This is a genomic window from Actinomadura sp. NBRC 104412 (genome assembly GCF_030269515.1).
Lineage (GTDB): Bacteria > Actinomycetota > Actinomycetes > Streptosporangiales > Streptosporangiaceae > Spirillospora.
The window spans coordinates 160,802-187,335 of sequence record NZ_BSTM01000004.1 but is presented as its reverse complement, the minus strand read 5'-3'; the positions used below and the strand labels follow the sequence as shown (position 1 = coordinate 187,335).

23 protein-coding genes are annotated in these 26,534 nt (G+C 72.0%); 17 read left to right on the top strand and 6 right to left on the bottom strand.

The features are described 5' to 3' along the window. Positions 1-64: 64 nt before the first annotated feature. From QSK21_RS07040 to QSK21_RS07020, 5 genes are all read left to right on the top strand, one after another. Positions 65-721 carry a GlgX family protein gene (locus QSK21_RS07040; RefSeq protein ID WP_285694486.1) on the top strand — a complete coding sequence of 219 codons (657 nt, stop codon included), beginning with the start codon at positions 65-67 and terminating at the stop codon, positions 719-721. Continuing rightward, positions 714-3,002 carry a malto-oligosyltrehalose synthase gene (gene treY / locus QSK21_RS07035; protein WP_285694485.1) on the top strand — a complete coding sequence of 763 codons (2,289 nt, stop codon included), beginning with the start codon at positions 714-716 and terminating at the stop codon, positions 3,000-3,002. The genes QSK21_RS07040 and treY overlap by 8 nt, the downstream gene beginning before the upstream one ends. Beyond that, positions 2,999-4,795, top strand: coding sequence for a malto-oligosyltrehalose trehalohydrolase (treZ, locus tag QSK21_RS07030; protein WP_285694484.1), 1,797 nt, complete (start codon positions 2,999-3,001; stop codon positions 4,793-4,795). Before treY ends, treZ begins: the two co-directional genes overlap by 4 nt. A gap of 321 nt (positions 4,796-5,116) precedes the next feature. Further along, positions 5,117-5,788 (top strand): response regulator transcription factor, encoded by a 672-nt coding sequence (locus QSK21_RS07025; protein WP_285694483.1) that lies wholly within the window; start codon positions 5,117-5,119, stop codon positions 5,786-5,788. Between the two features lie 157 nt (positions 5,789-5,945). Then, positions 5,946-7,223 carry a sensor histidine kinase gene (locus QSK21_RS07020; protein ID WP_285694482.1) on the top strand — a complete coding sequence of 426 codons (1,278 nt, stop codon included), beginning with the start codon at positions 5,946-5,948 and terminating at the stop codon, positions 7,221-7,223. 286 nt (positions 7,224-7,509) lie between these two features. Here the strand turns inward: QSK21_RS07020 and QSK21_RS07015 are convergent, their stop codons facing one another. After that, entirely contained in the window at positions 7,510-8,097 is a 588-nt protein-coding gene (locus tag QSK21_RS07015) for a GtrA family protein (RefSeq protein WP_285694481.1), read from the bottom strand. Between the two features lie 349 nt (positions 8,098-8,446). Between QSK21_RS07015 and QSK21_RS07010 the strand changes: the two genes are divergently transcribed. Beyond that, the gene (locus QSK21_RS07010; RefSeq protein WP_285694695.1) at positions 8,447-9,610 is read left to right on the top strand and encodes a 5-(carboxyamino)imidazole ribonucleotide synthase; all 1,164 of its coding nucleotides are present in this window, start codon (positions 8,447-8,449) and stop codon (positions 9,608-9,610) included. Next, positions 9,607-10,098 (top strand): 5-(carboxyamino)imidazole ribonucleotide mutase, encoded by a 492-nt coding sequence (purE, locus tag QSK21_RS07005; protein ID WP_285694480.1) that lies wholly within the window; start codon positions 9,607-9,609, stop codon positions 10,096-10,098. The genes QSK21_RS07010 and purE overlap by 4 nt, the downstream gene beginning before the upstream one ends. Here the strand turns inward: purE and QSK21_RS07000 are convergent. Next, entirely contained in the window at positions 10,095-10,517 is a 423-nt protein-coding gene (locus QSK21_RS07000) for a CoA-binding protein (RefSeq protein ID WP_285694479.1), read from the bottom strand. The genes purE and QSK21_RS07000 overlap by 4 nt on opposite strands. 47 nt (positions 10,518-10,564) lie before the next feature. Further along, positions 10,565-11,899, bottom strand: a complete 1,335-nt coding sequence (locus QSK21_RS06995; protein WP_285694478.1) for a UDP-glucose dehydrogenase family protein — start codon at positions 11,897-11,899, stop codon at positions 10,565-10,567. 199 nt (positions 11,900-12,098) lie between these two features. Here QSK21_RS06995 and QSK21_RS06990 point away from each other — a divergent pair, with 199 nt between their 5' ends. Beyond that, positions 12,099-13,268, top strand: a complete 1,170-nt coding sequence (locus QSK21_RS06990) for an acyl-CoA dehydrogenase (RefSeq protein WP_285694477.1) — start codon at positions 12,099-12,101, stop codon at positions 13,266-13,268. Positions 13,269-13,506: 238 nt separating this feature from the next. Further along, a complete protein-coding gene (locus QSK21_RS06985; RefSeq protein ID WP_285694475.1) occupies positions 13,507-15,297 on the top strand; it encodes an N-acetylmuramoyl-L-alanine amidase in 1,791 nt (596 codons plus the stop codon). Positions 15,298-15,303: 6 nt separating this feature from the next. On the opposite strand, the gene QSK21_RS06980 is transcribed toward QSK21_RS06985, so the two are convergent. After that, complete coding sequence (locus tag QSK21_RS06980; RefSeq protein WP_285694474.1) at positions 15,304-16,953, bottom strand: LCP family protein; 1,650 nt, start codon at positions 16,951-16,953, stop codon at positions 15,304-15,306. A 191-nt stretch (positions 16,954-17,144) separates the two neighbouring features. On the opposite strand from QSK21_RS06980, the gene QSK21_RS06975 reads away from it, so the two are divergent. Next, entirely contained in the window at positions 17,145-18,206 is a 1,062-nt protein-coding gene (locus tag QSK21_RS06975) for a glycosyltransferase family 2 protein (RefSeq protein WP_502871525.1), read from the top strand. 123 nt (positions 18,207-18,329) lie between these two features. Further along, complete coding sequence (locus QSK21_RS06970; protein WP_285694471.1) at positions 18,330-19,106, top strand: hypothetical protein; 777 nt, start codon at positions 18,330-18,332, stop codon at positions 19,104-19,106. Here the strand turns inward: QSK21_RS06970 and QSK21_RS06965 are convergent. Beyond that, positions 19,103-19,882 (bottom strand): glycerophosphodiester phosphodiesterase, encoded by a 780-nt coding sequence (locus QSK21_RS06965; protein ID WP_285694470.1) that lies wholly within the window; start codon positions 19,880-19,882, stop codon positions 19,103-19,105. The two genes, QSK21_RS06970 and QSK21_RS06965, sit on opposite strands and share 4 nt — an antisense overlap. Continuing rightward, a complete protein-coding gene (ispD, locus tag QSK21_RS06960) occupies positions 19,879-20,625 on the bottom strand; it encodes a 2-C-methyl-D-erythritol 4-phosphate cytidylyltransferase (protein ID WP_285694468.1) in 747 nt (248 codons plus the stop codon). The genes QSK21_RS06965 and ispD overlap by 4 nt, the downstream gene beginning before the upstream one ends. A gap of 91 nt (positions 20,626-20,716) precedes the next feature. Here ispD and QSK21_RS06955 point away from each other — a divergent pair, with 91 nt between their 5' ends. The 6 genes from QSK21_RS06955 (at position 20,717) to QSK21_RS06930 (ending at position 26,534) form a co-directional block, all read left to right on the top strand. After that, complete coding sequence (locus QSK21_RS06955; RefSeq protein ID WP_285694467.1) at positions 20,717-22,198, top strand: CDP-alcohol phosphatidyltransferase family protein; 1,482 nt, start codon at positions 20,717-20,719, stop codon at positions 22,196-22,198. Beyond that, complete coding sequence (locus QSK21_RS06950) at positions 22,195-22,824, top strand: DUF5941 domain-containing protein (RefSeq protein ID WP_285694466.1); 630 nt, start codon at positions 22,195-22,197, stop codon at positions 22,822-22,824. The genes QSK21_RS06955 and QSK21_RS06950 overlap by 4 nt, the downstream gene beginning before the upstream one ends. Next, positions 22,821-23,552: a phosphocholine cytidylyltransferase family protein gene (locus QSK21_RS06945; protein WP_285694465.1), complete on the top strand. Its 732-nt coding sequence runs from the start codon at positions 22,821-22,823 to the stop codon at positions 23,550-23,552. The genes QSK21_RS06950 and QSK21_RS06945 overlap by 4 nt, the downstream gene beginning before the upstream one ends. Positions 23,553-23,697: 145 nt before the next feature. Continuing rightward, entirely contained in the window at positions 23,698-24,753 is a 1,056-nt protein-coding gene (locus tag QSK21_RS06940) for an iron-containing alcohol dehydrogenase family protein (RefSeq protein WP_285694694.1), read from the top strand. Then, a complete protein-coding gene (locus QSK21_RS06935) occupies positions 24,743-25,591 on the top strand; it encodes a CDP-alcohol phosphatidyltransferase family protein (RefSeq protein ID WP_285694463.1) in 849 nt (282 codons plus the stop codon). The genes QSK21_RS06940 and QSK21_RS06935 overlap by 11 nt, the downstream gene beginning before the upstream one ends. A gap of 88 nt (positions 25,592-25,679) precedes the next feature. Beyond that, the gene (locus tag QSK21_RS06930; RefSeq protein ID WP_502871524.1) at positions 25,680-26,534 is read left to right on the top strand and encodes a glycosyltransferase family 2 protein; all 855 of its coding nucleotides are present in this window, start codon (positions 25,680-25,682) and stop codon (positions 26,532-26,534) included.

The following is a 26,534-nucleotide window of genomic DNA, read 5'->3' as shown; positions in this document are numbered from 1 at the left end:
GTCCCGGTGTGAGGCCCCGTCCTCGGGGAAGCATCCCGTCCGGAACTCGACGGGAGGGCGGGACGTGGCAGAGTCAGCGCCGGGGGCGGGCCGCCCCCAGACCCCCGCGGCCTCGCCCGGACGGCGGTTCGGGGTCTGGCCCGGGGACGCGCCGATGCTGAGCCATGGCGACGAGCTGGGCCGTACGCAGCGGGGCAACAACAACGCCTACTGCCAGGACAACGAGATCTCCTGGGTCGACTGGGAACGGCTCGGGCCCGGCGACGGGGCGTCGCTGTCGGGCTTCGTCCAGCGGTTGGCGCGGCTGCGCAGGGAGCATCCGGTGTTCCGGAGACGGCGCTTCTTCGTGGGGAGGACCGCCCGCCGCGCCGGTGCCGAGCTGCCCGATCTGGTGTGGCCGGCGCCCGGCGGAGCGGAGATGACCGACGCCGACTGGTCGGCCGGCTTCAACAAGTCCTTCGCGATCTTCCTGAACGGGGACGCGATCGCCGAGCCCGATCCGCGCGGCCGCCGCATCGAGGACGACTCGTTCCTGCTGCTGTTCAACGCGCACGATGGCGACCTGGAGTTCACCGTGCCCCCGGCTCGGTACGGGACGGCGTGGGCGGTGACGGTGGACACGGCCGCTCCGGCGGTCACGGAGGAGGACTCCCCGAGGGTCAAGCCGGGCCAGGCCGTGCCGGTCGCGTCCCGTTCGGTCCAGGTGCTCCGCCGTGTCTGAGCCCGGCCCCGACATCCCGTCCGGCACGTACCGGATCCAGCTGTTCGGCCTGAACGGCGGCCGTTACCTGGGGTTCGAGGAGGCCGGGGAGCTGGCGCCCTACCTGGAGGCCCTGGGCGTGTCGCATGCCTACCTGTCACCGATCCTGCAAGCCGCGCCCGGCTCCACGCACGGCTACGACGTGGTCGACCACGGCCTGGTGTCCGAGGAGCTGGGCGGGCTGGAGGGCTATCGCGCGATGGTGGGGCGCTTCCACGAGCACGGGCTCCAGGTGATGGTGGACGTGGTGCCCAACCACATGGCCGTCCCGGACCCGCCGGAGCTGAACGGCCCGCTGGCCGGGGTGATCGAGGAGGGGCCCGAGTCGCCGTACGCCCGCTGGTTCGACGTGGACTGGGAGGCCGGCGGCGGCCGGATCGTCCTGCCGGGGGAGGGCGAGCCCAACTACCGGCGGTTCTTCGACATCTCGGGGCTGATCGCCTTGCGCCAGGAGGACCCGGTGGTCTTCGCCAGGACGCACCGCCAGATCCTCATCCTGATCGCCGAGGGGCTGATCGACGCGTTGCGGATCGACCATCCGGACGGGCTCACCGACCCGCGCGCCTACCTGGAGCGGCTGTCCACGGCGGTGTCCGAGCTGGGCCCGCCGCTCTGGACGGTGGTCGAGAAGATCACCACGGGGGCGGAGCGGCTGCCGTCCGACTGGCGCTGCGCCGGGACGACCGGGTACGACGCGCTCGGCGTGGTCGGCGGGCTCTTCATCGACCCGGAGGGCGAGGAGCCCCTCACCGACGCCTATACCGCGTTCACCTCGGGTCCGCGCGGCTTCACCGGCGTGGAGTACGAGTGCCGCCGGTACGCGGCCGTGCACGGGCTGCGGCCCGAGGTCGCCCGGCTGCACCGGGTGCTGTGCCGCGTCCTCGACGTCCCCGAGGAGGACGTGGAGCGGCGCGACGATCTCCGTGAGGCGCTGGTCGGGCTGCTGGCGGCCATGCCGGTGTACCGGGCGTACGTCGTCCCGGGCGAGCCGCCGCCGCAGCAGGCCATGGACGTCCTGGAGGAGGCCCTGAGGAGGGCGCGCGAGCGGCTTCCGTCACGGCTGGGCCGGGACCTGGACCTGATCGTCCGGCTGGCGCTGGGCCACGATCCGCGGGGCGGGGGTGACGGCGCCGCCGCCGAGTTCGTCGTCCGGTTCCAGCAGACCTGCGCGCCCGTCGCGGCCAAGGGCGGCGAGGACACCGCGTTCTACCGCTGGTCGCGGATGATCGCGCTGAACGAGGTCGGCGGCGACCCGGAGCGGTTCTCGGTGAGCCCGGAGGAGTTCCACGAGTACTGCGCGGAGATCGCCCGCGAGCGTCCCTGGACCATGACCACCCTGTCCACGCACGACACCAAGCGGCAGGAGGACGCGCGCGCACGCCTGGCCGTCCTCGCGGAGCTGCCGGAGCAGTGGCGCGCCGCCGTCGAGAGCTGGCGGATGTGGGATCCGAAGGGCTCGCCCATGGAGCCCGAGCTGGAGTACCTGCTGTGGCAGACGCTCGTGGGATCGTGGCCGGTGTCGGAGGAGAGGCTGGCGGAGTTCCTGACCAAGGCGATGCGGGAGGCCAAGACCCGTTCGTCCTGGCTGGAGCCCGATTCCGACTACGAGAACGCCGTCCTCGGCCACGCGCGGCGGGCCCTGAACAACGCGGGCCTGGTCGCCCGGGTGAGCGGGTTCGTGTCGCTGCTGGAGCCGTACGCCCGCGTCAACGCGCTGGGGCAGAAGCTGGTGCAGTTGACGATGCCGGGCGTACCGGACGTCTATCAGGGCTGCGAGCTGACCGGGCTGGCGATGGTGGACCCTGACAACCGGCGCCCGATCGACTACGACGCTCGCCGCGACCGGCTCGCCCGGCTGGACGACGGTCGGCCGCCCCGCGATCTGGACGATGAGAAGCTGCTGGTGACGTCCCGGGCGCTCCGGTTGCGCCGGCACCGTCCGGACTGGTTCGGGAGCGCCCACCAGCGCATCGCCACGTCAGGGCAGGCGGCATCACACGCCGTGGCCTTTCTCCGGGGCGAGGCGCTGACGGTGGCGACGAGGCTGCCCAGAGGACTGGAGCAAGGCGGAGGGTGGGCCGACACCTATCTTGAGGCCGCCGCGGCGCGGTGGCGGGACGTTCTCACTGGTGAGGTCCACCAGGGGCCGCTGCTGGGTTTGGCGGATGTCCTGCGAACGTACCCGGTGGCGTTGCTCGTCCCGGACGCCCTTGATTTCGACGGGAACGGGGCTTCTGCTTGACGCGGTTCGAGGTTTGGGCGCCCAATGCCGAACGGGTGCAGGTCGCCGTCCGGCAAGGGGAGACCCTGGTGCGCCATGCGATGAGTGGCCTGGAGGAGCGTCCCGGCTGGTGGGGTGCCGATGTCGCGGCTGCGGGGCATGGCACCGACTACGGCTACGTCCTGGACGAGTCTGATGAGGTGCTGCCCGACCCCCGCTCGCCGTGGCAACCGCACGGGGCGCATGGTGTCAGCCGTGTCTACGAGCACGGCCGGTTCCGCTGGACCGACCACGGGTGGCGGGGGCGTCCCCTGCCCGGCAGCGTCCTGTACGAGATGCACGTGGGCACGTTCACCCAGGAAGGGACGTTCGATGCTGCCGTGCAGAGGCTCGATCACCTCGTAGCACTGGGAGTGGACGCCGTCGAGGTGCTGCCCATCGCGTCCTTCCCTGGGCAACGCGGCTGGGGGTACGACGGCGTCCACCTGTGGGCCCCGCACGAGCCCTACGGCGGCCCGGACGGCTTCAAGCGTTTCGTGGACGCGGCCCATGCGCGTGGGCTCGCGGTCATCCTGGACGTGGTCTACAACCACCTCGGCCCCAGCGGTAACAGGCTCGGCTCGTTCGGGCCGTACTTCACCACCACCTACAGCACCCCCTGGGGCGATGCGGTGAACTTCGACCAGGCCGGGTCGGACGAAGTACGCGCGTTCGTCACAGGCAACGCGCTCATGTGGCTGCGCGACTACCACGTGGACGGGCTGCGCCTGGACGCCGTCCACGCCATCAACGACCACAGCGCCGTCCACATCCTGGAGAAACTCGCCACCCATGTACGCGCCCTGTCGGCCCACCTGGGACGCACGCTGTTCCTCGTGGCCGAGTCCGACCTCAACGACCCGAGGATCATCACTCCGCAGGAGGCGGGCGGGTACGGGCTGGACGCCCACTGGGACGACGACGTCCACCACGCCCTGCACGCCACGCTGACCGGGGAACGCCAGGGCTACTACTGCGACTTCGGCTCCCTCGACACCCTGGCCAAGGCCCTGACCAGGGCGTACGTCCACGATGGCGGCTGGTCGGCCTACCGGGGGCGGCGGCACGGGCGCCCGGTCGACGTGGAACGCACGCCGGCCCACCGCTTCGTGACGTTCCTCCAGAACCACGACCAGGTGGGCAACCGTGCGTCCGGCGACCGCGCCAGCGCCACGCTGCCACCGGGGCTGCTCAAGGTGGGCGCCGCCCTGCTCCTGCTGGGGCCGTTCACGCCGATGCTGTTCATGGGCGAGGAGTGGGCCGCGAGCACGCCGTGGTGCTACTTCACCGACCATGGGGAGCCGGAGCTGGGACGGGCCGTGACCGAGGGCCGCCGCCGCGAGTTCGCCCGGCACGGCTGGGCCGGGGAGGTCCCCGATCCACAGGCTGTGGAAACCTGGCGGCGCTCCATCCTCGACTGGACGGAGCTCGCCGAGGAACCCCATCGTGAGCTGCTGGAATGGCATCGTGCCCTGATCGCGCTGCGGCGGTCCCGGCCCGAGCTGAACGATCCGCGGCTGACACGGACCGCCGTGGACACCGGCACGGCCGAAGCCACGGCCGGCGCCGAGGAGCCCGCCCGCTGGCTGGTGCTGCGCAGGGGAGGGCTGCGGGTGGTCGTCTGCTTCGACGAGCGTCCCTGCCGGGTGCCGCTGCCGCGCCTCGATCCGTCGGCGCGGCTGCTGCTGGCGTCCGGCCCGGCGGTACGCCTGGAGAACGGCACGCCGGGCGCGTTCGTCACGCTGCCCGGCGCGGCGGTCGCCGTCGTGGCCTGATCCGGCCGCGTCCGGCGCCGCGCCCGGAGCGCCGCCGAACCGGTCAATCCGGAGAATGAGCCGGGTCAAGTCACCCCATCAGCGGGCGACACACTTAGATCGGGTGTTCAGGGAGATTCCCCCTGAAAGGGATCGGGCGGAACCACGTCCCGGACACCCGGAAACGCCCCGCCACGGCGTGATTGGCCGGGCTTACGCCAGGCCACGTCCCCCGGCGACCGGGAACCATCGTGTTCGTTGATGTACTACGAGTGGCAAACCGCAGGTCAAGAGGCTGGAGGCTGCCGGGAAACGGTCAAGAATGGTCATACGATCGGTCCCATGACCTCAGTACTGCTCGCCGAGGACGACACCTCGATCTCCGAGCCTCTCGCCCGCGCGCTGCGGCGTGAGGGGTACACCGTTGAAGTCAGCCCGGACGGCCCGCAGGCCCTGGAGCGGGCGCTCGGGGGCGGCGTGGATCTCATCGTCCTCGATCTCGGACTGCCCGAGCTGGACGGGCTCGAGGTGGCGCGCCGGGTACGCGCCGAGGGGCACGGCGTCCCGATACTGATCCTGACCGCGAGGGCCGACGAGGTCGACACCGTCGTGGGCCTGGACGCCGGAGCCGACGACTACGTCACCAAGCCGTTCCGGCTGGCCGAGCTGCTGGCCAGGGTCCGGGCGCTGCTGCGCCGCGGCAGCACCGAGACCCCGATCGTGCAGGGCGTCAGGATCGACGCCGAGTCGCGCCGGGCCTGGCTGGGCGACCAGGAGCTCCAGCTCACCACGAAGGAGTTCGACCTGCTGCGCGTGCTGGTGCGCGACGCCGGCAAGGTCGTCACCCGCGAACAGATCATGCGCGAGGTGTGGGACACCAACTGGTGGGGTTCCACCAAGACCCTCGACATGCACATTTCCTGGCTGCGCCGCAAGCTCGGCGACGACGCCGGCAGCCCGCGCTACATCACGACGGTGCGCGGTGTCGGCTTCCGGTTCGAACGCGGCGACTAGGGCGCGCCCGGCCAGGGCGTGCACGCTAGGGGCGCGCCCTGGGGCGGACGCGCCCGCAGCCCCGTCCGCCATGATCACGCGGCCGCGCCGCGCGCCGGGTCAGAGACGGCGCGCCGGCTGGCCGTGTGGTCGTGGCTTCACCCTCGAAGGAGCCCTGATGAGGCGCCGACTGCTCCTGTCGACGCTCGCGGTGGCGGTCGTCGCGATCCTGCTGCTCGGCATCCCCCTCGCCTATGCCACGCACAAGCTCATCTACGAGGAGGCCCGGCAGTCGCTGGAACGCGAGGCCGCCTCGATCCTCGGCGGCGTCGGCTTCAGCCTGGAGTCCGGCCAGCCGATCACCAACCAGAAGATCTCCCAGGAGTATCCGGGTCGCTACATCGTCATAACCCTGGCCAACGACCAGGTGGTCACCGCGGGCGACCGCCCGGCCAGGGGCACCCCCCTGCTCACCGCGACCGGCACCGGCGGCGGTGTGCGCGTCCAGGTGTCCCGTCCCGCCCAGGACGTCCAGGACGAGGCGCTGCGGCTGATGGTGCTGATCGGCAGCCTGGCCGCGCTCGGCGTCGCCGTCACCGTCGGCCTGGCCATGGTCCAGGCGCGCAAGCTCACCCTGCCGCTCAGCGACCTGGCCGAGACCGCCGACCGGCTCGGCACCGGCAACGCCCGGCCCCGCCGCCGCCGGTACGGGATCGCCGAGGTCGACCGGGTCGCCGAGGTGCTGGACCGCAGCGCCGTGCGGATCGCCGACCTGCTCGCCGCCAGCCGCGAGTTCGCCTCCGACGCCAGCCACCAGCTCCGCACCCCCCTCACCGCGCTGTCCATGCGGCTGGAGGAGATGATCGAGGCCGCCGACTACCCCGACGTGGTACGCGAGGAGGGCGCCGCCGCGGTCGCCCAGGCCGAACGCCTGGTCGCGGTGGTGGAGCAACTGCTGGCCCGGTCCCGGCACGACCGCACCGGCGCCGCCGTCGCCGCCCCCATCGACGACATCCTGGCCCAGCAGATGGAGGAGTGGCGGCCGATCTTCCGCAGGGACGGCCGCGACATCCGGCTGACCGGGGAACGCGGCCTCATCGGCGTGACCAGCCCCGAGGGGCTCTCCCAGATCATCGCCACCCTGCTGGACAACTCCCTGGTGCACGGCGCCGGTCCGGTCACCATCACCACCAAGCTCGGGTCCAGCTCGGTGGTGGTGGAGATCGGCGACGAGGGCGCGGGCATCCCCCCGGAACTGGAGGCCAGGATCTTCGAGCGCAGCGTCAGCAGCGGCAAGGGCACCGGTCTCGGCCTCTACCTGGCCCGCTCGCTGGCCGTGGTGGACGGCGGGCGGCTGGAACTGATCCAGTCCCGTCCCGCGGTCTTCGGCGTCTTCCTCCGCCAGGCCGCCGAGGCGCGCCTCGCCTCCGAGCGCGTCGTGATCGGCCCGGCGTAGTGTTTATTTGCGGCGCCTTGGCGTCAGGCCCTGACGGCCTTCCTTCGGCGGCGCCGCGTGCGATCGCTGCATCGCTTCGACTCGCCTAGGGGCTCGCTACGCGATCAGGGTCTCGCTGGCGCTCGCCCCTGCCTTCGGTCGCGATCGCGGGGGTTGGGCGCCGTTCGGGGTTGGGGTTAGGGGCTGGGGTAGGTGCGAGGGTGTTTATTTGCAGGTGCGAGCTGCGCTCCTCGCCTTGGCGGCTCGTCGCTTGTTGCGCCTGCGGCGATCGCTGCATCGCTTCGGCTCAGTGGGTTCGGCTGAACTCGGCTTGATCGTCGGCCTTGCTCAGACGCGGGCCGATCGGGCGGCCCAGGCCGTGGGGCGTGTGCGCGTGGCCGTTGACCCGCTGCGCCGCCTTGGTCCCGGGGAGCGCGGTGGTCTCGGGAAGCCCGGAGGCGGCCTCGACGGGCAGGAAGACCCACTTCTTGTACGACCAGAAGCGGAACAGCGTCGCCACCCCGGTGCCGACGATCAGGGACACGTTGTAGGCGACGGGCCCGGTCAGGTGCAGCACGTAGTGGACGAAGCCGATGAAGATCTGGGTGATCACCAGCCCGACGCCGTTCAGGGCGAAGAACAGCGTGTACTCGCGGCCCAGCCCCGTCCGGTCGCGGTGGCGGAACGTCCAGAACCGGTTGGCCACGTAGGCGAACGTGGTCGCCACCACGGTCGCGATGGCGTTGGACGACAGCGGCCCCATGCCCACACCCGAGTGCAGCGCGTTGCTCAGCGCCACCGTGATCACGAAGGCGACCGCCCCGACGCTGCCGAACTTCGCCAGCTCGCGCACCAGGTAGGCGAACCGTCGGTGGAGGCTGGAGAGCAGGTTCACGAAGGGGAACCGTCCTTCCGGGTACGGCCGCCGAGGCGTCGGCGCGGTTCGGCTCTTGCGAAGGCACATCGAGGATAGACGGATGGGACGGATGGGACGTCCTTGTTCCGCTGAAGCCACCGATCCGGGGCGACCCCGGGCGGAACACCGGTCCTCCTGCCCGTGACCGGGGAGATCACACTTCTTCGGACGCTCCCGAAGCCGCGTTCGTTCACCTGGAGGCCGCCGGAAATCTCCGGAAAGCTCCCTGACCCCCGGCCACGGCCGTGACGAGGGACGATGGACGGCGCCGATGACCGGGCAGGCCGTCCCGGCGGATAACCTGCTGGGCGTGACAGACCCAGCACAGATGCCCGTGGTGGGGATCGCGGGCGGCGGCCAGCTTGCGCGGATGACGCAGCAGGCCGCGATCGGGCTCGGCGTGTCGCTGCGCGTGCTCGCCGGCTCCGCCACCGACTCCGCGGCCCGCGTCAGCGCCGACACGCGGGTCGGCGACGACTCCTCCCTCGACGACCTGCGCGCCTTCGCGAAGGGCTGCGACGTGGTGACCTTCGACCACGAGCACGTCCCAGGGGCGCACATCCGCGAGATCGAGGAGTCCGGGACCCCTTGCAGGCCCGGCGCGGACGCGCTGCTGCACGCCCAGGACAAGCTGGCGATGCGGCGGCGCCTGAGCGAGATCGGCGCGCCGTGCCCCGCCTACAGCCATGTGCCCGAACGCGCCCCGATGGCGTTCCTTGAGGTGTTCGCCCGCGGGCACGGATGGCCGCTGGTCCTGAAGGCCACCCGCGGCGGCTACGACGGCAAGGGCGTGTGGGTCGTCGAGTCGCTCGACCGCGAGGCACGGGACCTGCTGAGCCGCCTGGTCGCCGAGGGCGTCGACCTGATGGTCGAGGAGCACGTCCCGTTCCGCCGCGAGCTGGCCGCGCTCGTCGCGCGTTCCCCGTACGGGCAGGGCGCCGCGTACCCGGTCGTGGAGACCGTCCAGCGGGACGGCATCTGTGTCGAGGTGATCGCGCCGGCGCCCGGACTGGACGAGGAACGCTCGGTCGAGGCGCAGCGGCTCGCCCTCGACATCGCCGAGAAGCTGGGCGTCACCGGGCTGCTGGCGGTGGAGCTGTTCGAGACCGACCGGGGCCTGGTGGTGAACGAGCTGGCGATGCGCCCGCACAACTCCGGCCACTGGACGATCGAGGGCGCCCGCACGTCCCAGTTCGAGCAGCACCTGCGCGCCGTCCTTGACCTGCCGCTCGGGTCCACCGAGCCCACCGCCGCCTACACCGTGGTGGCCAACGTGCTCGGCGGCGACGACCCGGCGGTCTACCGCCGGTACCCGCACGTGATGGCCCACGACCCGGGCGTCAAGGTCCACTTCTACGGCAAGGACGTCCGTCCCGGCCGCAAGATCGGCCACGTCACCGCGATGGGCGACGACCTGGACGAGGTCCGCGAGCGTGCCCGGCACGCCGCCGAGTACCTGCGATGGGGCCCCGAGATGAAGGACAGGGCATGACGACCGTCGGCGTGGTGATGGGCAGTGACTCCGACTGGCCCGTGATGAAGGCGGCGGCGGAGGCGCTGGAGGAGTTCGGCGTGCCCTACGAGGCCGACGTCGTCTCGGCGCACCGCATGCCGCACGACATGATCGCCTACGGGACCGGCGCCGCGTCCCGCGGCCTGCGCGTGATCATCGCGGGGGCGGGCGGCGCCGCGCACCTGCCCGGCATGCTGGCCTCGGTCACGCCGCTGCCGGTCATCGGCGTCCCGGTGCCGCTCAGGCATCTGGACGGCATGGACTCGCTGCTGTCGATCGTCCAGATGCCCGCCGGGGTCCCCGTCGCGACCGTCGCCGTCGGCGCGGCGCGCAACGCGGGACTGCTGGCGGTGCGCATCCTGGCCGCGTCCGACGAGACGCTCCAGGCGAAGATGAAGGACTTCCAGCAGGACCTCTACGCCCAGGCCAAGGCCAAGGGCGAGCGCCTGCGGGAGAACATCGGCTAGCGGCGCAGGGCCCACTCCACGGCGGGGCAGCGGTTCATCACCACGTCCAGGCCCGCCTCCTGGGCCCGCCGTGCCGCCGCCTCGTCGATCACGTCCAGCGGCAGCCACACCGCCTTCGCGCCGGCCGCGATCGCCTCGGCCACGGCCTCGCCCGCGAACTCCGCGCGCCGGTACACGCCCACCACATCGACCGGGCCGACGTCCTTCAGCGAGGTGTGCCCCGGCTCGCCCAGCACCGTCGCCCCGGACGGATGCACCGGGAAGATCTTTTTTCCGCGCTGCTGCAGCAACCGGGCCTGGTTGTAGACCTCCCGCTCGGGATTGTCACCCAGGCCCACGAACGCCCACGTCCGCGACTCGTTCAGCAACCGCCGGATCACATCCTGATCGGCGAACGGATCCACAAGAGCATCAGCCATGCCCGTGACAACCACGGCACGGTAAAGAAGCTTCCCAGGGCCGGCGGTCAGGGCCGGCCGAGGGCGCGGTAGGTCCAGCCGGCGGTGCGCCACCGCTCGGGGTCCAGGGCGTTGCGGCCGTCGACGATGTTGCGTTCGGCCACGGCGTCGGCCAGGTGGTGGGGATCCAGGTCCTTGAACTCCTGCCATTCGGTGAGGAGGAGCACCGCATGGGCGTCGCGTACGGCGTCCAGGACCGAGTCGGCGAAGTCGAGGGTGGGATGGACGCGGCGCGCGTTGCCCATGGCCTGCGGGTCGTACACGGTGACCTTGCCGCCCTGCGCGCGGATCGTGGCGGCCACGTCCAGCGCCGGAGAGTCGCGGACGTCGTCGGAGTTGGGCTTGAACGCGGCGCCCAGCACGCCGACCGTGCGCCCGACGAACGAGCCGCCGAGCTGCGCCCTGGCCAGGTCCACCATCCGGATCCGGCGGCGGATGTTGATCTCGTCCACCTCGCGCAGGAACGTCAGCGCCTGGTCCACGCCCAGCTCACCGGCCCTGGCCATGAACGCGCGGATGTCCTTGGGCAGGCAGCCGCCGCCGAACCCGAGGCCGGGGCCCAGGAACCGGCCGCCGATGCGGTCGTCGTAGGAGAGCGCCTCCGACAGCTTGGTGACATCGGCGTGCGCCGCCTCGCACACCTCCGCCATCGCGTTGATGAACGAGATCTTGGTGGCGAGGAACGCGTTGGCCGCCACCTTGACCAGCTCGGAGGTGGGGTAGTCGGCGACGACGAACGGCGTCCCCTCGGCCAGCATCGAGGCGTAGATCTCGCGCAGGATCTTCTCCGCGCGCTCCGCCGCGCCCTGGTCGGCGGGCACTCCGGCGACGATGCGGTCCGGCTTCAGGGTGTCCTGGACGGCGAAGCCCTCGCGGAGGAACTCCGGGTTCCAGGCCAGCACCGCGTCCCCGTCCGCGGGGGCCAGCAGCGCGATCCGCTCGGCGAGCCGCTCCGCGGTGCCGACCGGCACCGTGGACTTGCCCACCACCAGGCAGGACCGGTGCAGCAGCGGCGCCAGCGAGGACACCGCGTCCTCCACGTAGGTCAGGTCGGCGGCGTACTCGCCCGCCTTCTGCGGTGTGCCCACGCAGATGAAGTGGACGTCGCCGAACCCGGCGGCCTCCTCGTAGGAGGTGGTGAAGCGCAGCCGCCCGTTCGCCAGGTTGCGCTCCAGGATCTCCTCCAGCCCCGGCTCGTAGAACGGCAGGTCACCGGCCGCCAGTCTGGCGATCTTCGTCTTGTCGACGTCCAGCCCCAGGACCTGGAAGCCCAGGTCCGCCATGCAGGCGGCGTGGGTCGCGCCGAGGTAGCCGGTGCCGATCACCGTCAGCCGGTGCGTCAAGGCGGTTCCTCCATCCCGATCCGTATTCCGATCCGTCGGCCGTTCACGTCCGGTGATGGACGTATTACCCCGCCGTGCCGGTCATTCCCATCCTGCCGCCCCGAGGGATCGACGGGTCTTCCCGCGAACGCCGGGTGGATCCGCCGTGGCGAGCCCCCCGCGCGTCCGGCGCAGTGTACCGGCGGGTAGTCTGCGCGCTATGAGCCCCGACTTTCCCGGTTACGCCCCGTCGGAGGAGCACGAGCTGCTCCGGGCGACGGTCCGCGAGCTCGCCGACGCCAAGATCGCGCCCTATGCGTCCGCGGTGGACGAGGAGTCGCGCTTTCCGCAGGAGGCCCTCGACGCGCTGGTGCAGAACGAACTGCACGCGGTGCACATCCCCGAGGAGTACGGGGGCGCCGGGGCCGACGCGCTGGCCACCGTGATCGTGATCGAGGAGGTCGCCCGCGCGTGCGCCTCCTCCTCGCTGATCCCGGCGGTCAACAAGCTGGGCACGGTACCGGTGTTGCTGGCGGGCTCCGAGGAGCTCAGGAAACGGTATCTGACGCCGGTGGCGCGGGGCGAGGCCATGTTCTCCTACGCCCTGTCCGAGGCCGAGGCCGGCTCGGACGCGGCGTCCATGAAGACCCGCGCGGTGCGCGACGGCGACCACTGGGTGCTCAACGGCGCCAAGATGTGGATCACAAATGCCGGCGTCTCGGAGTACTACACCGTGATGGCCGTCACCGACCCGTCGGCGGGCGCCCGCGGCATCTCGGCGTTCGTGGTGGAGAAGTCCGACGCGGGCGTGTCGTTCGGCCCCAAGGAGCGCAAGCTGGGGATCAAGGGCTCGCCGACCCGCCAGGTCATCCTGGAGGACGTGCGGATCCCGGCCGAGCGGATGATCGGCGCCGAGGGCACCGGGTTCAAGACCGCCCTGGCCACGCTCGACCACACCCGCATCACCATCGCCGCCCAGGCCCTCGGCATCGCCCAGGGCGCCCTCGACCACGCCCTCGGCTATGTCAAGGAGCGCAGGCAGTTCGGCAAGGCCATCGCCGACTTCCAGGGCGTCCAGTTCATGCTGGCCGACATGGCGATGCGGCTGGAGGGCGCCCGGCAGCTCACCTACCACGCCGCGATCAAGTCCGAGCGCGCGATGCGCGGCGCGAAGGTGCCCGACCTGACCTTCGTCTCCTCGGCCTGCAAGACGCTGGCCTCCGACGTCGCGATGGACGTGACCACCGACGCCGTCCAGCTTCTCGGCGGCTACGGCTACACCCGCGAGTTCCCGGTCGAGCGCATGATGCGCGACGCCAAGATCACCCAGATCTACGAGGGCACCAACCAGATCCAGCGGATGGTGATGGCCCGCCAGCTCCTGAAGTAGGCACCTCCCGTTCCCCACGGTATGGGGACGAAGTCGCCTGTCGGCGGTGATCGAGTGGCTATTCTGCTGGCCTTGTGACGCAGGGCCGGCCGACCACATCGAGGATCATCCCGGAGGCTGCCATGGCCGAACCCGAGCGGGACGTCGAGGAGATCGACGTCCCTTACCTCCCCGAGCCGGACGAGCCGGACGAGGGCTTCATCGACCCCGAGGACACCTACACCGAGGGGGCCGGCTCATGAAGCTGGAAAGGCGCTCGTCCTTCGGCTGGGGCCCGACCGCCGCCGGGTTCGCCGCCTGCAAGAACGGCCTGGTCATCCACTACGACGGCAGCGACCAGGGCCTGGCCGGGAAGTCACACGAGGCGTGCCGCACCTACTGGAGGAACACCCGCCGCTTCCACATGAACACCCGGGGCTGGGCGGACATCGGGTACTGCGTGGACGAAGAGACCGAGATCCTGACCGCGAGCGGATGGAAGACGTTCCGTGAGGTCCGGCCGGGAGACGTCGTCCTGACCCTGAACCACGAGACGGGCATGTCGGAGTGGCAGCCGCTCGACGACGTCTACATCTTCCCCGCCCGGCCGCGCGAGATGATCCGCATGGAGGGACGTGGCCACTCGTCGCTCACAACGCCAGGGCACCGGTGGGCGGTCGAGAGGTTCTCCAGGCGGGGTGGCCCGGACAGGAACGGACGGCGACGGACGGAGCAGGGCCACGAGCGCCGATGGGTGACCAGCGAGACGATCGGCTACTGGGATCGGATCCCCATCGCGGCCGAGTGCGCGGACCTCCCCTCCGAGCCGAAGTGGTCGGACGCGCTGGTCGAGACGATCGCGTGGTTCTGGACCGAAGGCCATATCAAGCCCCAGTCCGGAAGTGGCCTGTCCAGCACGGGCGTCGTCCTGTACCGGAACGAGGGCCGGAACGCGGCGCGCATCAGGGCTGCGCTCACCGGCGTCTTCGGGCCGCCCGTGGACCGGTTCCCCCGCACAGGCAGTCGGACGGACGGCGTCCCGCGATGGCGTGAGACGCTCAGCGCCGGCGACGGTCGCCGCCTCGTGGAGTTCCATCTGTCGAGCGACGCGGGACGCGTCATTCTCGAACACGCGCCGGGTGGTGTCGTCCGGCACGACTTCCTGTTGGCGCTGACTCGAGCACAGCTCGAGTTGTTCCTCAACGTCTCACTGCTCGCGGGCGGCGACAACGGGCGCACGGTCACCCGGCGCCAGATGGTCCATAAGAGCAGGGAAAGGGCGGAGCGGTTCCAGTTCGCCGCCACCCTCGCGGGCATGGCCGGCACGCTGCGCCAGACCTCGGCGGGCATGTGGGTCGTCCATCTCCGGCACGTGACGAGCTTCGCCCCACGTCCCGCAGCCGCGCGCGGCGCAACATTCGACATCAGCCGGGAGAACTACGACGGCCAGGTGTGGTGCGTGCGTACCCAGAACTCGACGTGGCTGGCTCGCCGCAGGGGCTCTGTCTACTTCACCGGGAACAGCTTCGCCGCGTGCCCGCACGGGATCGTTCTGGAGGGGCGTGGCTGGCAGCGGCAGCAGGCCGCGCAGCCCGGCGGCAACTCCACCTGGACGTCGGTGACGCTGGCCACCGGCCCGTCGGAGGACCCCACCACCGCGCAGATCAACGCCGTCCGCGAGCTCCGTGCGTGGCTGCGCGGCAAGGGACTGGCTGCCGCTGTGCGGGGCCACCGCGACTTCGTCTCGACCTCATGCCCGGGCGACCGGCTGTACCGGCTGGTCCGCGACGGCACGTTCACCGGCAAGCCCACCTCGCCCGAGGAGGACGACATGGACCCCACCACCCCCGTGCAACTGGCCCCCGAGTTCAGGCAGGGCGGCCCCAAGGACCAGTTCAGCAAGGACTCCTACCAGGCCGGATACCTGTGGGTGGCGGCGGTGTCGGAGATCCGCCAGGCGCGCCTGGAGATGGCCGAGCTCAAGCGGTCGGTCGACGCCATCATGGCGCGGCTGGACGCCTTGGACGCCCAGAACGGCGCGGGCGGCTGAGAACCCTTACTTGCAGAGCTTCTCGGTGGCGGTGCCGGTCTCCAGGTGGCGCGGCGAGGCGCTGGGGCTGGGGGACGGGGCCACGTCGACATCCTCGGCCCCCTTCCAGTCGGCTCCGACCATGACCTGGACCCGGGAGCCCAGCGAGGACACCTTCTTCAGGCGGGCGCCGGGGATGGCGGCGGCCAGCGTCCTGGCCTCCTCCGCCCGGGACGGCCCGTACTGGATCGTGGTCTCCTGGAGGCCGCGCCGCGCCACGCCCGGGACGACCGTGGCGCGGAAGCCGATCCGCCGCAGCTCGCCGCCCGCCCGGGTGGCCAGGCCCGGAGTGCCGATCGCGTTCAGCACGCTGACCTGCACGTCCTCGGGCGGGACCGTGGGGCCCGCGGGCTTGGTCGGGGACGGCGTGGCCGGCGACGGCGTCCCGGAGCCGACCGGCTGGTCCCGCCTGATCTTGGCGAAGAGCTCACCGGCCTGCCGCTGGTCCCATAGGACGGTGGACTGCGGCGAGGTGGTGTTCCACAGCGTCGCGGGATGGTCGCTGTTGGCCAGCGGCACCTTCGCGAAGGTGAGGTTGTCGGTGGACAGGTTCTTCATCTGCTCGGCGAGGTCGGGCAGGTCTTCGGCGAGCTCCTTGTCCACGCGCAGGGACTTGAGCGCGGCGTTGAGGAACCTGGTGGACTTGCGCGGGTCGCTGAGGGTCTTGGTGCTGAGGGCCTGCTTCATCATCGAGGCGATGAACTGCTGCTGCCGGTCGATGCGCCCCAGGTCGCTGCCGTCGCTCAAGCTGTAGCGGGCGCGGGCGAAGCCGAGCGCCTTCAGGCCGTCCACATGCGACTTGCCGGCGGGCAGGACGAGCCCGCTCTTGGTGTCGTTGATCGGCCGTTCGGTGCAGACGTCCACGCCGCCGAGCGCGTCCACCATGCTGACGAAGCCGTAGAAGTTGACCTCGACGTAGTGGTCGATGGACACCCCGGTGGCCTGCTTGATCGTGTCGACCGTGAGGTCGGGCCCGCCGAACTGGTAGGCCCAGGTCAGCTTGCCGGGACGGGACGGGATCCGCGCGCCCTTGGCGCCCTCGGACCCGTTCGACCGGTGCGCGGGGATCGTCACCAGCGAGTCGCGGGGCAGGTTGACGATCGTGACCCGGTCGTGGTCGCGCGAGATGTGCAGCAGCATCATGGTGTCGGAGCGTTCGCCGGGCTCGTGGCCGAGCTTGGCGGCCCGCTGCTGCTCGCGGGTGAGCCCGTCGCGCCGGTCCACGCCCGCGACCAGCACGGTCAGGGGGCCCTTGGGGCCGCCGCCGTCCAGCCCGCCGACGCTGATGCTGTCGATCATCCCGGTCACGTAGTTCTGGAACGCCCAGGCGCCGCCCGAGGTCGCCAGCACCATCGCCGAGATGGCGCCCGTGAGCATCAGGAATCTGCGCTGCCTGCGGGCGGCCAGCGCCGCGCGGCGGCTCAGCCCCGGCCCGGGACGGCGCGGACCGCGCGGGCTCTCCACCGCGACCCGGGGAGCGGGCATCCCGTCGACGGTGACGCCCTCGATGTCCTCCTCGGCGTCACCGCCCGCGCCGCCCCGCCCGTCGTCCCGTGGACGGAAGTAGCGCTCCATCGGGTCGGGGTCGCCGTCCGCCCGCCTGGGCCCTTCTGCCATGCCGGCCGCCGCCTCCCGGGAAACAACAGTGACGCGAGTGTTCCCACTCTAAAGTGGGGGCTCGCCGTCCGTTCGGTTCCTGGGCTTCGTGTCCTTGCAGTAACGTGGCGCCGTTCCGCAATCCCTCTCCCCGGACGGCCGGGCGGTTAGAGCTCGACATGAACGAACGAGAGAAGGCCCCGCGACCCGACATGAACCCCTCTGCCTCTTCCTCTTCACCCGCCCATGCCAGCGCGCAGGGCGACCCAGGGCAAGCCGTGGGCGACCGGACGTGGCCCGCGGTGTCGGTGGTGATGCCGGTTCTGAACGAGGAACGGCATCTGACCGAGGCCGTCCGGCGCATCCTGGGGCAGGTCTACCCGGGCGAGCTGGAGCTGGTGCTGGCGGTGGGGCCGTCCCGCGACCGCACGGAGGAGATCGCCCGGCGGCTGGCCGCCGAGGACCAGCGGATCATCGTGGTGCCCAACCCCACCGGGCGCACCCCGCAGGGCCTCAACATCGCGATCAAGGCGTCCCAGTACTCGATCATCGTCCGGGTGGACGGGCACTCGCTGCTGCCCGACGACTACATCAGGGCCGCGGTGGAGACGATGGAGGAGACCGGCGCCGACAACGTGGGCGGGATCATGGCGGCCGAGGGCGTCACCCCGTTCGAGCAGGCGGTGGCCCGCGCCATGACCTCCAAGATCGGGGTGGGCAACGCCCGGTTCCACACCGGCGGCGAGGCGGGCGAGGTGGAGACCGTCTACCTGGGCACGTTCCGGCGCAGCGCGCTGGAGCGGGTCGGCGGGTACGACGAGACCTTCGTCCGTGCCCAGGACTGGGAGATGAACCACCGGATCCGGCAGACCGGCGGGACGATCTACTTCACCCCGCGGATGCGGGTGACCTACCGGCCGCGTCCCAACCTGCGGGCGCTGGCCAAGCAGTACTTCCACACCGGGCGTTGGCGGCGCGTGGTCGGCCGCGAGCATCAGGGCACGCTGAACTTCCGCTACCTGGCGCCGCCGATCGCGGTGGTGGCGATCGTGGCGGGCGTGGTCGCCGGGGCGTTCGGGTTCTGGCCCGGCTGGATCATCCCGGGCGCGTACGCGGCGGGCATCGTGATCGGCGCGGCCGTGGAGGGCCGGGGCCTGCCCCCGTCGGCGTGGGTGCGGCTGCCGCTGGTGTTCGCGACCATGCACCTGTCGTGGGGCGTCGGCTTCCTCACCAGCCCGCCGGGACTCGGCCAGCCCAGCCCGGCCAAGAGCTGACCGGCGGCAAGGCGGGGCCGAGCAGATCGGCACCGTGGATCGGCACCGTGGATCGGCCCTGCCGCTGGGCGGCGCCCGGCGGTACCGTGGACGGGATCGGCCGTCCGGCGGTAAGGGGTCATCATGTCCAACGGCGCTCGCCACGGCATCGGTGTACTGGTCGGGTTGGTCGTCACCCCGGTGGTCGCGTTCTGCCTGCTCTACGGGGTCGGCCGGATGACGGATTTCTTCCGGGTGCCGGCCCTGGAGGGGAGATGGCCGGACCGGCTGATCGCGTTGGCGGTGCTGGTGGTCGCCGCGGTGCTGCTGGGGCTGGTCATGGGCTCGCGGCTGTCACCGGTCGCGTCGCTGGTCCCCGGGGTGGTCTTCACGGCGTTCGGGCTGCTGTGGCTGCTGATGCCGGAGTTCGCCGGGGAGCGCACGGGGAACATGCTGCCGAGGTCGCTCGACTTCGGCTACGGGGTCGTCGCCCCGTACGGAATCCTGCTGCTTCTCGGGGTCGCGCTGCTGGTGGCCTCGATGTCGCCGTCGCGTTGGCGGGTGGCGGGGGCGTCCCCCGCGCGGTCCCGGTACGGCATGCCTCCCGCTCCGATGGGGCCGGGCGGCGCCGCTCCGCCGCCCCAGTACGGGGCACCTCCCGTTCCCGCCGGTCAGTACCGGCCGGCCCCTTCGCCCCATGCGCCGGGCCCGGCCGTACCGCCGCCCTACTCGCCTCCGGGCGCCTCGGGGCCTCCGCAGCCGCCGTCCGACGTCCGCTCTCCCCAGCCTCCGCCCGCCCCTGAACCCGCCCCCGAGCCGCCGCGTCAAGGCGGCGGCGAGCAGCGGCAGGAGGCCGGGGAGTGGACGCAGATGTACGGCGGTGACGACCTGCGCCGCGGCCAGGGCGGCTCAGGCGGCTAGACCGCCCCCGCCTCTGCCCGCTTCTCGTTGAGGGCGCGCACGACTCCGGGTACGTCGTTCACCACCATCGCGTCGAAGCCCGCCTCGGCGTACACGGTGGCGTCCTCGGCCTTCGGGCACCAGACCAGTGCTTCCAGCCCCGCGCGGTGCGCCACGTCCACACTGTGCGCCAGGGGACGCAGCCGCGTGTCGGGGTGCTCGATCCCCAGCGACCCGGTGTGCAGCCCGACGGCCTGCAACCCCAGGCCCGCGGCGGACGGGATGGCGTGCCACAGGGGGAAGCGCAGCCAGGTGAGCAGCCCCAGGGGGACGCCCGGCAGGTTCTCCCGCAGGTACGTGAGCAGCGAGGCGTCGAACGAGGTGACCAGCAGCGGGCGGCGCCGCGCCTCTCTCCGCAGGGTGGGCACCAGCAGGGACCCGGTGCGCCGGGACGGCGGGTCCACCGCGTCCTCGAGGATCGTCTTGACGTCCACGTCCACCGGGACCTCCGGCGGCAGCGCGTCGAACACCTCGGCCAGCAGCGGCAGCCCGCTGGCCGCCGCGTGCGTGTCGACGATGAACGCGCCGTCGGCGGTGGTGGGGTCGTGCCGCAGCACCAGCGCGTCGTCGGCGGTGCGGGTGACGTCGATCTCGATCCAGGACGCGCCCGCCGCGAGCGCGGCCAGCAGCGAGGGGACGGTGTTCTCGGCGACGGTGCCAGTGCCTCCGGGCACGGCCAGGTCGCCGGAGCCCAGTCCGCGGTGCCCGATCACGGCGGGCCGGTTGTCGAAGATCACGTGTTGTCCTCCGGGGGGTCGACGGGGGAGCCGGTCAGCGGGTCGGTGGGCGTGCCGCCCGCCAGATGCTCGGCCAGGACGAAGTCGAGGGGATGGGTGACCTTGAGGTTGCGTTCGCTGCCCTCCACCACCTTGATCGGCACGTCCGGCAGATAGCGGTGGACGATGCCGCAGTCGTCGGTGGCGACCAGGTCCGGGTCGGCCAGCGCCACGTCGTACGCGGAGCGCAGGACGCCGAGGCGGAAGCCCTGCGGGGTCTGGAACCGCACCAGCGACGCGCGCGGCGGCATGCTCGCGACGAGGCCGTCCTCGACGGCGACGACGGTGTCGGAGCACGGCACGCCGACCGCGACGGCCGCGTGCTTGTCCAGCGCGTCCAGCACCCGGCCGATCACCCCGGCGTCCACGAAGGGGCGGGCCGCGTCGTGGAACAGGACGCGCGTGTCGGCGCCGTGGCCGGCCAGGGCCCCCAGCGCCGCCGCCGTGGACCCGGTGCGCGTCTCACCGCCCTCGATCACTCCCGTCACCTTACGGAACGGGGTGGCCAGCGCGGCGGCCGTGCGCAGATGACCCGGGGCCATCACCACCAGCACCTCACCCACGTCCGGGTGCTCGTCGAACGCCGCGATCGCGTGCGCCAGGATGGGGCGCCCGCCGACCTCGACGAGCTGCTTGGGCACCGGCGACCCGGCGCGGCGGCCGACACCGCCGGCCAGTATCACTGCGACCGTCCGTCTCTCCATGCACCGTCCCGTCGCGTATTGTGATCGGCGTGTCGCACTGTGCAGTGTTCACTGGTCCTCCGGCGCGCCGGACGCCCGGCCGGAGGGATCGATGACCGTAGCCGTGATCCTCGCGACCGGACGGGCACTCGGCGCGCCCGGGACGGACCCGCCCGCGCACCTGGCCCGGCTGCGCGACCTGCTCGCAACGGTCAACGTACCGGACGTCCATGTGATCGGACGTCCGGGAGCGGGCGTGGCCTCCGGGGCCGTGGTGGCGCCGGGGGCGGGCGCCGGCTCCGCGATCGTGTCCCCGGACGTGGCCGGTGACCTGCGGAGGATCGCGCAGCTCGCGCGGCGCGCCGACGTGCCCGTGGTGATCCTGCCCGCCGATCTGCTGGTGAGCGCGGGACTGCTGGACCGGTTCGTGAACGGCACCGCGGCCCCGCTGGCGGCGGTGACCGTGCCGCCCGGTGAGGCGGGCCAGTCCGGGACGGCCTCCGCCCGGGTGCGGAGGGGACGTGTCGTCCAGGTGGGCCTGGTCCCGAAGGTCAACGCGGCGTTCCCGGGGGTCCTGCGGTTCGACGTGTCCGAAGGGCGGGCGATCGCGGAGCTGGCGGAGAGCCTCGCCGACCTGGCGGGGCCGGGCACGGAGGGCGACGCCGCCGGGTTGCTGCTGGCGGGGCTGGTGCGCCTGGGCAGGCCGGTCGCCTCCCATCCGGCGCGGGCCGCCAAGGGCGGGGTCTGCCGCCGCATCGCCGCCGATGAGCCCGGCGGCGCCGCGCTCCGGGAGGCCCGTGTCGCGCTGGAGGCCGCGGATGCCCGGTACGAGGACGACCGGCGGCTGGCGGCGGCGGTCAAAAGCGACGATGGCTTCTTCTCCACGTTCGCGGTCAGTTCCTACAGTCCGCGCCTCGTCCGCTGGCTGGCCGGGCGTGAGGTCACCCCCACCACGGTCACGGCCGTGTCCGTGGTGTTCGCGCTGCTGGCGGCGCTGTGGTTCAGCGCGGGCACCCGCCCCGGGATGGTCACCGGCGCGGTGCTGCTCTACCTCGCCTTCGTCCTGGACGTGGCGGACGGGCAGCTCGCCCGCTACACCGGGCGCCGCACCGAGTTCGGGGCACGGCTGGACATGATCTGCGGCCACGGCAAGGAGTACGTGGTCTACCTGGGCCTTGCCTTCGGGTCGGCCGAGGCCGCCGGGGGCGGCGGGGACGCGTGGGCCCTCGCGGTGGCGGTGCTGATCCTCCAGGCGGTGCGGGATGTGATCGACGCCTCCTACGAGGCGCGCACCCGCCCGCCGCACGTGCCGCTCCAGCGGACACCGGTCAATCTGGAGCGCGCGTTCGTGGCCAATCTGGAACGGGCGCTCATCGCCAGGCCGGACGGCCGCCTGAGCCGGTCGCGCGCCCTGTACTGGGCCAGGAAGGCATGGGCGCTGCCGGTCGGGGAGCGGGTCGCGCTGGTCGCGCTGACCGCCGCCCTCTTCGACGCCCGCGTGACCTTCCTCGCGCTCCTCACCTGGGGCGTGATCGCCACCGTCATCACCTTGGCCGGGCGGATCCGGCAGGTGTCCGCAAGCCGGACGGCATGACGACTCCCGGACGGCTTCCGGCGTACCGGGACGACGGGGCCATCTCGCTGATGCTCGGCCGGCTGGCGGGCGGGTACGTGGCTCCGCTGCACGGGTTCGCGGTCGCGATGGCCGTCGCCGGGGTCCTGCTGGCCGCGCGGGTCGGGGAGCAGCGGACGTTGGCGTTGTTCGCCCCCGTTGTCGCGTTGCTGCTGACCGGACCGTCTGCAGGGCATCTCCACGACGGCAGGATCGACTGGCTTGTCCCACCGGGTATCCGCGCGATCGAGTATGGTTACCTCGCCGCGCTGGGGTTCGCGCAGGACGTGGCGGCACCGCTCGTTTTCGTGCTGATAGCGGTCCTGGCGTACCACCACCACGACATCGTGTACCGCTCCCGGCAGGGGCACCGGCCATCGGCCCGGTTCCCGGTGCTGCGCCCCGGGCTGGGATGGGACGGCCGGATGCTGCTCGTGGCCTTCGCGGGGCTGTCCGACCTGCTCCCGTTCGCCTATGCGACGCTCGCGGTCTACCTTGGCGTGACACTCGTTCGCGGCGGCGTCCTTCCGCGGGTGCCGTCCGCGGAGGGCGTCCGCGTGGGGACGCGGGGTGGTGTGACACTCGACCTGGAGGAAGAGGAAGCATGATCGGTATGGTGCTGGCGGCGGGCGCGGGCCGGAGGCTGCGGCCGTACACCGACACGCTCCCCAAAGCACTGGTCCCGGTCGACGGCGACACCACGATTCTGGACATCGCCCTCGGCAACCTGGCCGAGGTGAGCCTGACCGACATCGTGATCGTCGTCGGCTACCGCGCCGAGGCGGTCGAGCGGCGCACCGCCGAGCTCGAACGCCGCTACGGGGTGTCGATCACCCTCGTCCACAACGACAAGGCCGAGGAGTGGAACAACGCCTACTCCCTGTGGCTGGCTCGCGAGCACTTCTCCAAAGGCGTCCTCGTGGTCAACGGCGACACGGTCCATCCGGTCGGCGTGGAGAAGACGCTACTCGCGGGCCGTGGACCGGACATCCTGCTCGCGGTGGACAACGTGAAAACGCTCGCCGACGAGGAGATGAAGGTCACCCTCGACGAGCGGGGACGGCTGCGGCGGATCACCAAGAAGATGGACCCGTCCTCGGCCTACGGCGAGTACATCGGCGCCACCCTGATCGAGCCCGCCGCCGCCGGGCCGCTCGCCGACGCGCTCAAGGCCACCTGGGAACGCGACCCGGACCTCTACTACGAGGACGGGTACCAGGAGCTGGTCGACAGGGGCGGGGAGATCGCCGTCGCCCCGATCGGCGCGGTCGACTGGGTCGAGGTCGACGACCACGACGACCTGGCGAAGGCGCGCACCATCGCCAAGACCTACTGATCGCCGAGACCCGCCGGAGGAACAGCCGAAGCCGGACACGCACAGCCCCCACCGCGACGGCCGTAGGACCAGATCGGCCGCACCAGAGCGGACGTCCCGACCGACGATCCGAGCGAGGAAGTCCCCGATGCCCCTGCTGACCCGGATGCTGACCGCCCCGCTGTCCATCGATGTCAGGCGCGGGGCCGTCGCGTCCCTGGGCGACCTGCTCGCGGACCGGCGGATCGCCACCGAGGGCCGGGTGGCCATCGCGGTGGGCCGCGGCCAGGGCGACCAGATCGCCGACCATGTCCGCCCGTCGCTGACGCACTGCGAGGTGTTCCAGGTCGAGGGCGGCACGGTGGAGGCCGCGGTCTCCCTGGGCTCCAAGCTGCGCGGCGGGTCGTACGAGGCCGTGGTCGGCATCGGCGGCGGCCGCACCATCGACGCCACCAAGTACGCGGCGACGCTCGCGGGCATCCCGATGGTGTCGGTGGCCACCAACCTGTCCCATGACGGGATCTGCTCTCCGGTCGCCTCGCTCACGCACGACAAGGGCAAGGGCTCCTTCGGCGTGGTGATGCCGCTGGCGATGGTGGTCGACCTCGACTACGTGCGGGCCGCGCCCGTCCGGCTGGTCCGGGCCGGGATCGGGGACGTGGTGAGCAACTTCTCCGCGGTGGACGACTGGATGCTGGCCGCCGACGAGTGCGGCGAGCCGGTGGACCGGATGGCGCTGACCGTGGCCCGCACCGCCGCCGAGGCGCTGCTGCACCAGCCCGGGTCGGTCGAGTCCGACCGTTTCCTGACCGTGCTGGCCGAGGGGCTGGTGCTGTCGGGCATGGCGATGGCGTTCGCCGGCTCGTCCCGCCCGTCCAGCGGCGGCGATCACGAGATCCTGCACGCGATCGACCAGCTTTTCCCCGGCACCGCCAACCACGGCGAGCTGGCCGGGATCGGCGCCGCGTTCTGCTACCAGCTCCGCGCCATGCATCTGGGGACGGGCGCGGACCGGCTGGAGGAGATCGTCTCCTGCCTGAGGCGGCACGGCCTGCCGGTGCTGCCGTCCGAGGCGGGCCTGACCGTCGAACAGTTCGCGGATGCCGTTCACTATGCCCCGCGGACCCGGCCGGGCCGCTATACGATCTTGGAGCATCTCGGTCTCGACCGGGACGCGATCCTCAAGGCGGTGGAAGAGTATGTCCAAGCCCATGGCCACTGACCTGCCCGAGACGCCGCCGGTGGGGGACGGGCGGCCGTCCCGCAAGGCGGCGACCGTCGCCGACGTGCGGCGCTGGGGCCAGCCTCCGGGCCTGAAGGACCGGCGCAACGAGGAGCACTGGGCGGGCCGCCTCTACATGAGGGACCTGTCGCCGTACGTGGCCTGGCTGGCGATGCGGTTCGGGTTCAGCCCCAACCAGCTCACCTACATGATGATGGCCTGCGGCGTGGCCGCCGGGCTGGTGGTCTCGCTGCCCGCCACCGGCACCGGCGCGCTGTGGACCGCTCTCGGCGGCGCGCTGCTGATCCAGCTCTACCTGCTGCTGGACTGCGTGGACGGCGAGGTGGCCCGCTACCTGCGGCAGACGTCGGTGGCCGGTGTCTTCCTGGACCGTATCGGCCACTACCTCTCCGAGGTGTCGCTGCTGGTCGGGCTCGGCCTCGCCGCGCAGGGAGGCTGGGCCACCGGCGGCTACGCGGAGCTGGGCCTGGTCGCCGCACTGGGCGCCGCGCTGATCAAGGCGGAGACCGACAACGTGGTGGTGGCACGCGCCAAGTCGGGCCTGCCCGCGGATCCGGCCGGCGGGGAGCGCGCGCTGCGGCCCCGTTCCACGGGTATCGCGCTGGCCCGGCAGGCGGCGTCCATGCTCCGCTTCCACCGCATCATCGGCGCGGTCGAGCTGTCCCTGCTGATCCTGGCCGCCGCGCTGGTGGACGTGCTGCTCGGCACCGAGACCCCGGCGGCGGTGCGCGTCCTGACCGTCGCGGTCGCGGTGGTCGCCGTCGCGCAGACCCTGCTGCACCTGGTGAGCATCCTTGCTTCGCGGAGACTGAAGTGAGCTGGACGGGAGCCCTGTGAGCCTGGACGAAGAATTCGCCGCCCCCGCCGTGGACGCGGGCGTTCCGCTCTCGGTCGTGGTGCTCACCATGGGCAACCGGCCGAAGGAGCTCGCGCGCGCCGTGCGCAGCGCCCTCGACCAGGAGCACGTCGACATCGAGGTCGTCCTGGTGGGCAACGGCGTCGCGGGGGACTGGACGCCCGGCGAGGACGAGGTCTTCGACGACAAGCGGGTGGTGATCGTCCGGCTGCCGCGCAACGTGGGCATCCCGGCCGGCCGCAACCGGGGCGTCGCCGAGGCCGGCGGCGAGGTGATCCTGTTCCTGGACGACGACGGCTGGTACCGCTCCAACCGGCTCGGCGCCTACCTGCGGGACCGGTTCACGGCCGACCCGACGCTGGGCGTCGTCTCGTTCCGGGTCCGCGACCCCGAGGGCGGGCGCGGCGAGCGGCGGCACGTCCCCCGGCTGCGGGCCGGCGACCCGGAGCGTTCCTCCGAGGTCACCACCTTCCTCGGCGGCGCCTGCGCGATCCGGCGGGCCGCCTTCGAGGCCGCGGGGGGGCTGCCGGAGGACTTCTTCTACGCCCACGAGGAGACCGACCTGGCCTGGCAGATCCTCGACGCCGGGTACCGGATCGTGTACGACGCGTCCGCCGTGATGTTCCACCCGGCGGTGCTGCCGACCCGCCACGACATGTTCTACCGCTACAACGCGCGCAACCGCGTGTGGCTGGCCCGCCGGAACCTCCCGTGGCCGATCGGGCTCACCTACCTGGCCGTGTGGGTGGCGATGACCGTTCTGAGGGAGCGCAGGCCCGCCGCTCTGCGCCCCTGGTTCAAGGGTTTCGCCGAGGGCTGGCGCAAGCCCGCGGGCCGGCGCCGTCCCATCTCCTGGCGCACCGCCTGGCGGATGACCCGCACCGGCCGCCCTCCCATCATCTAG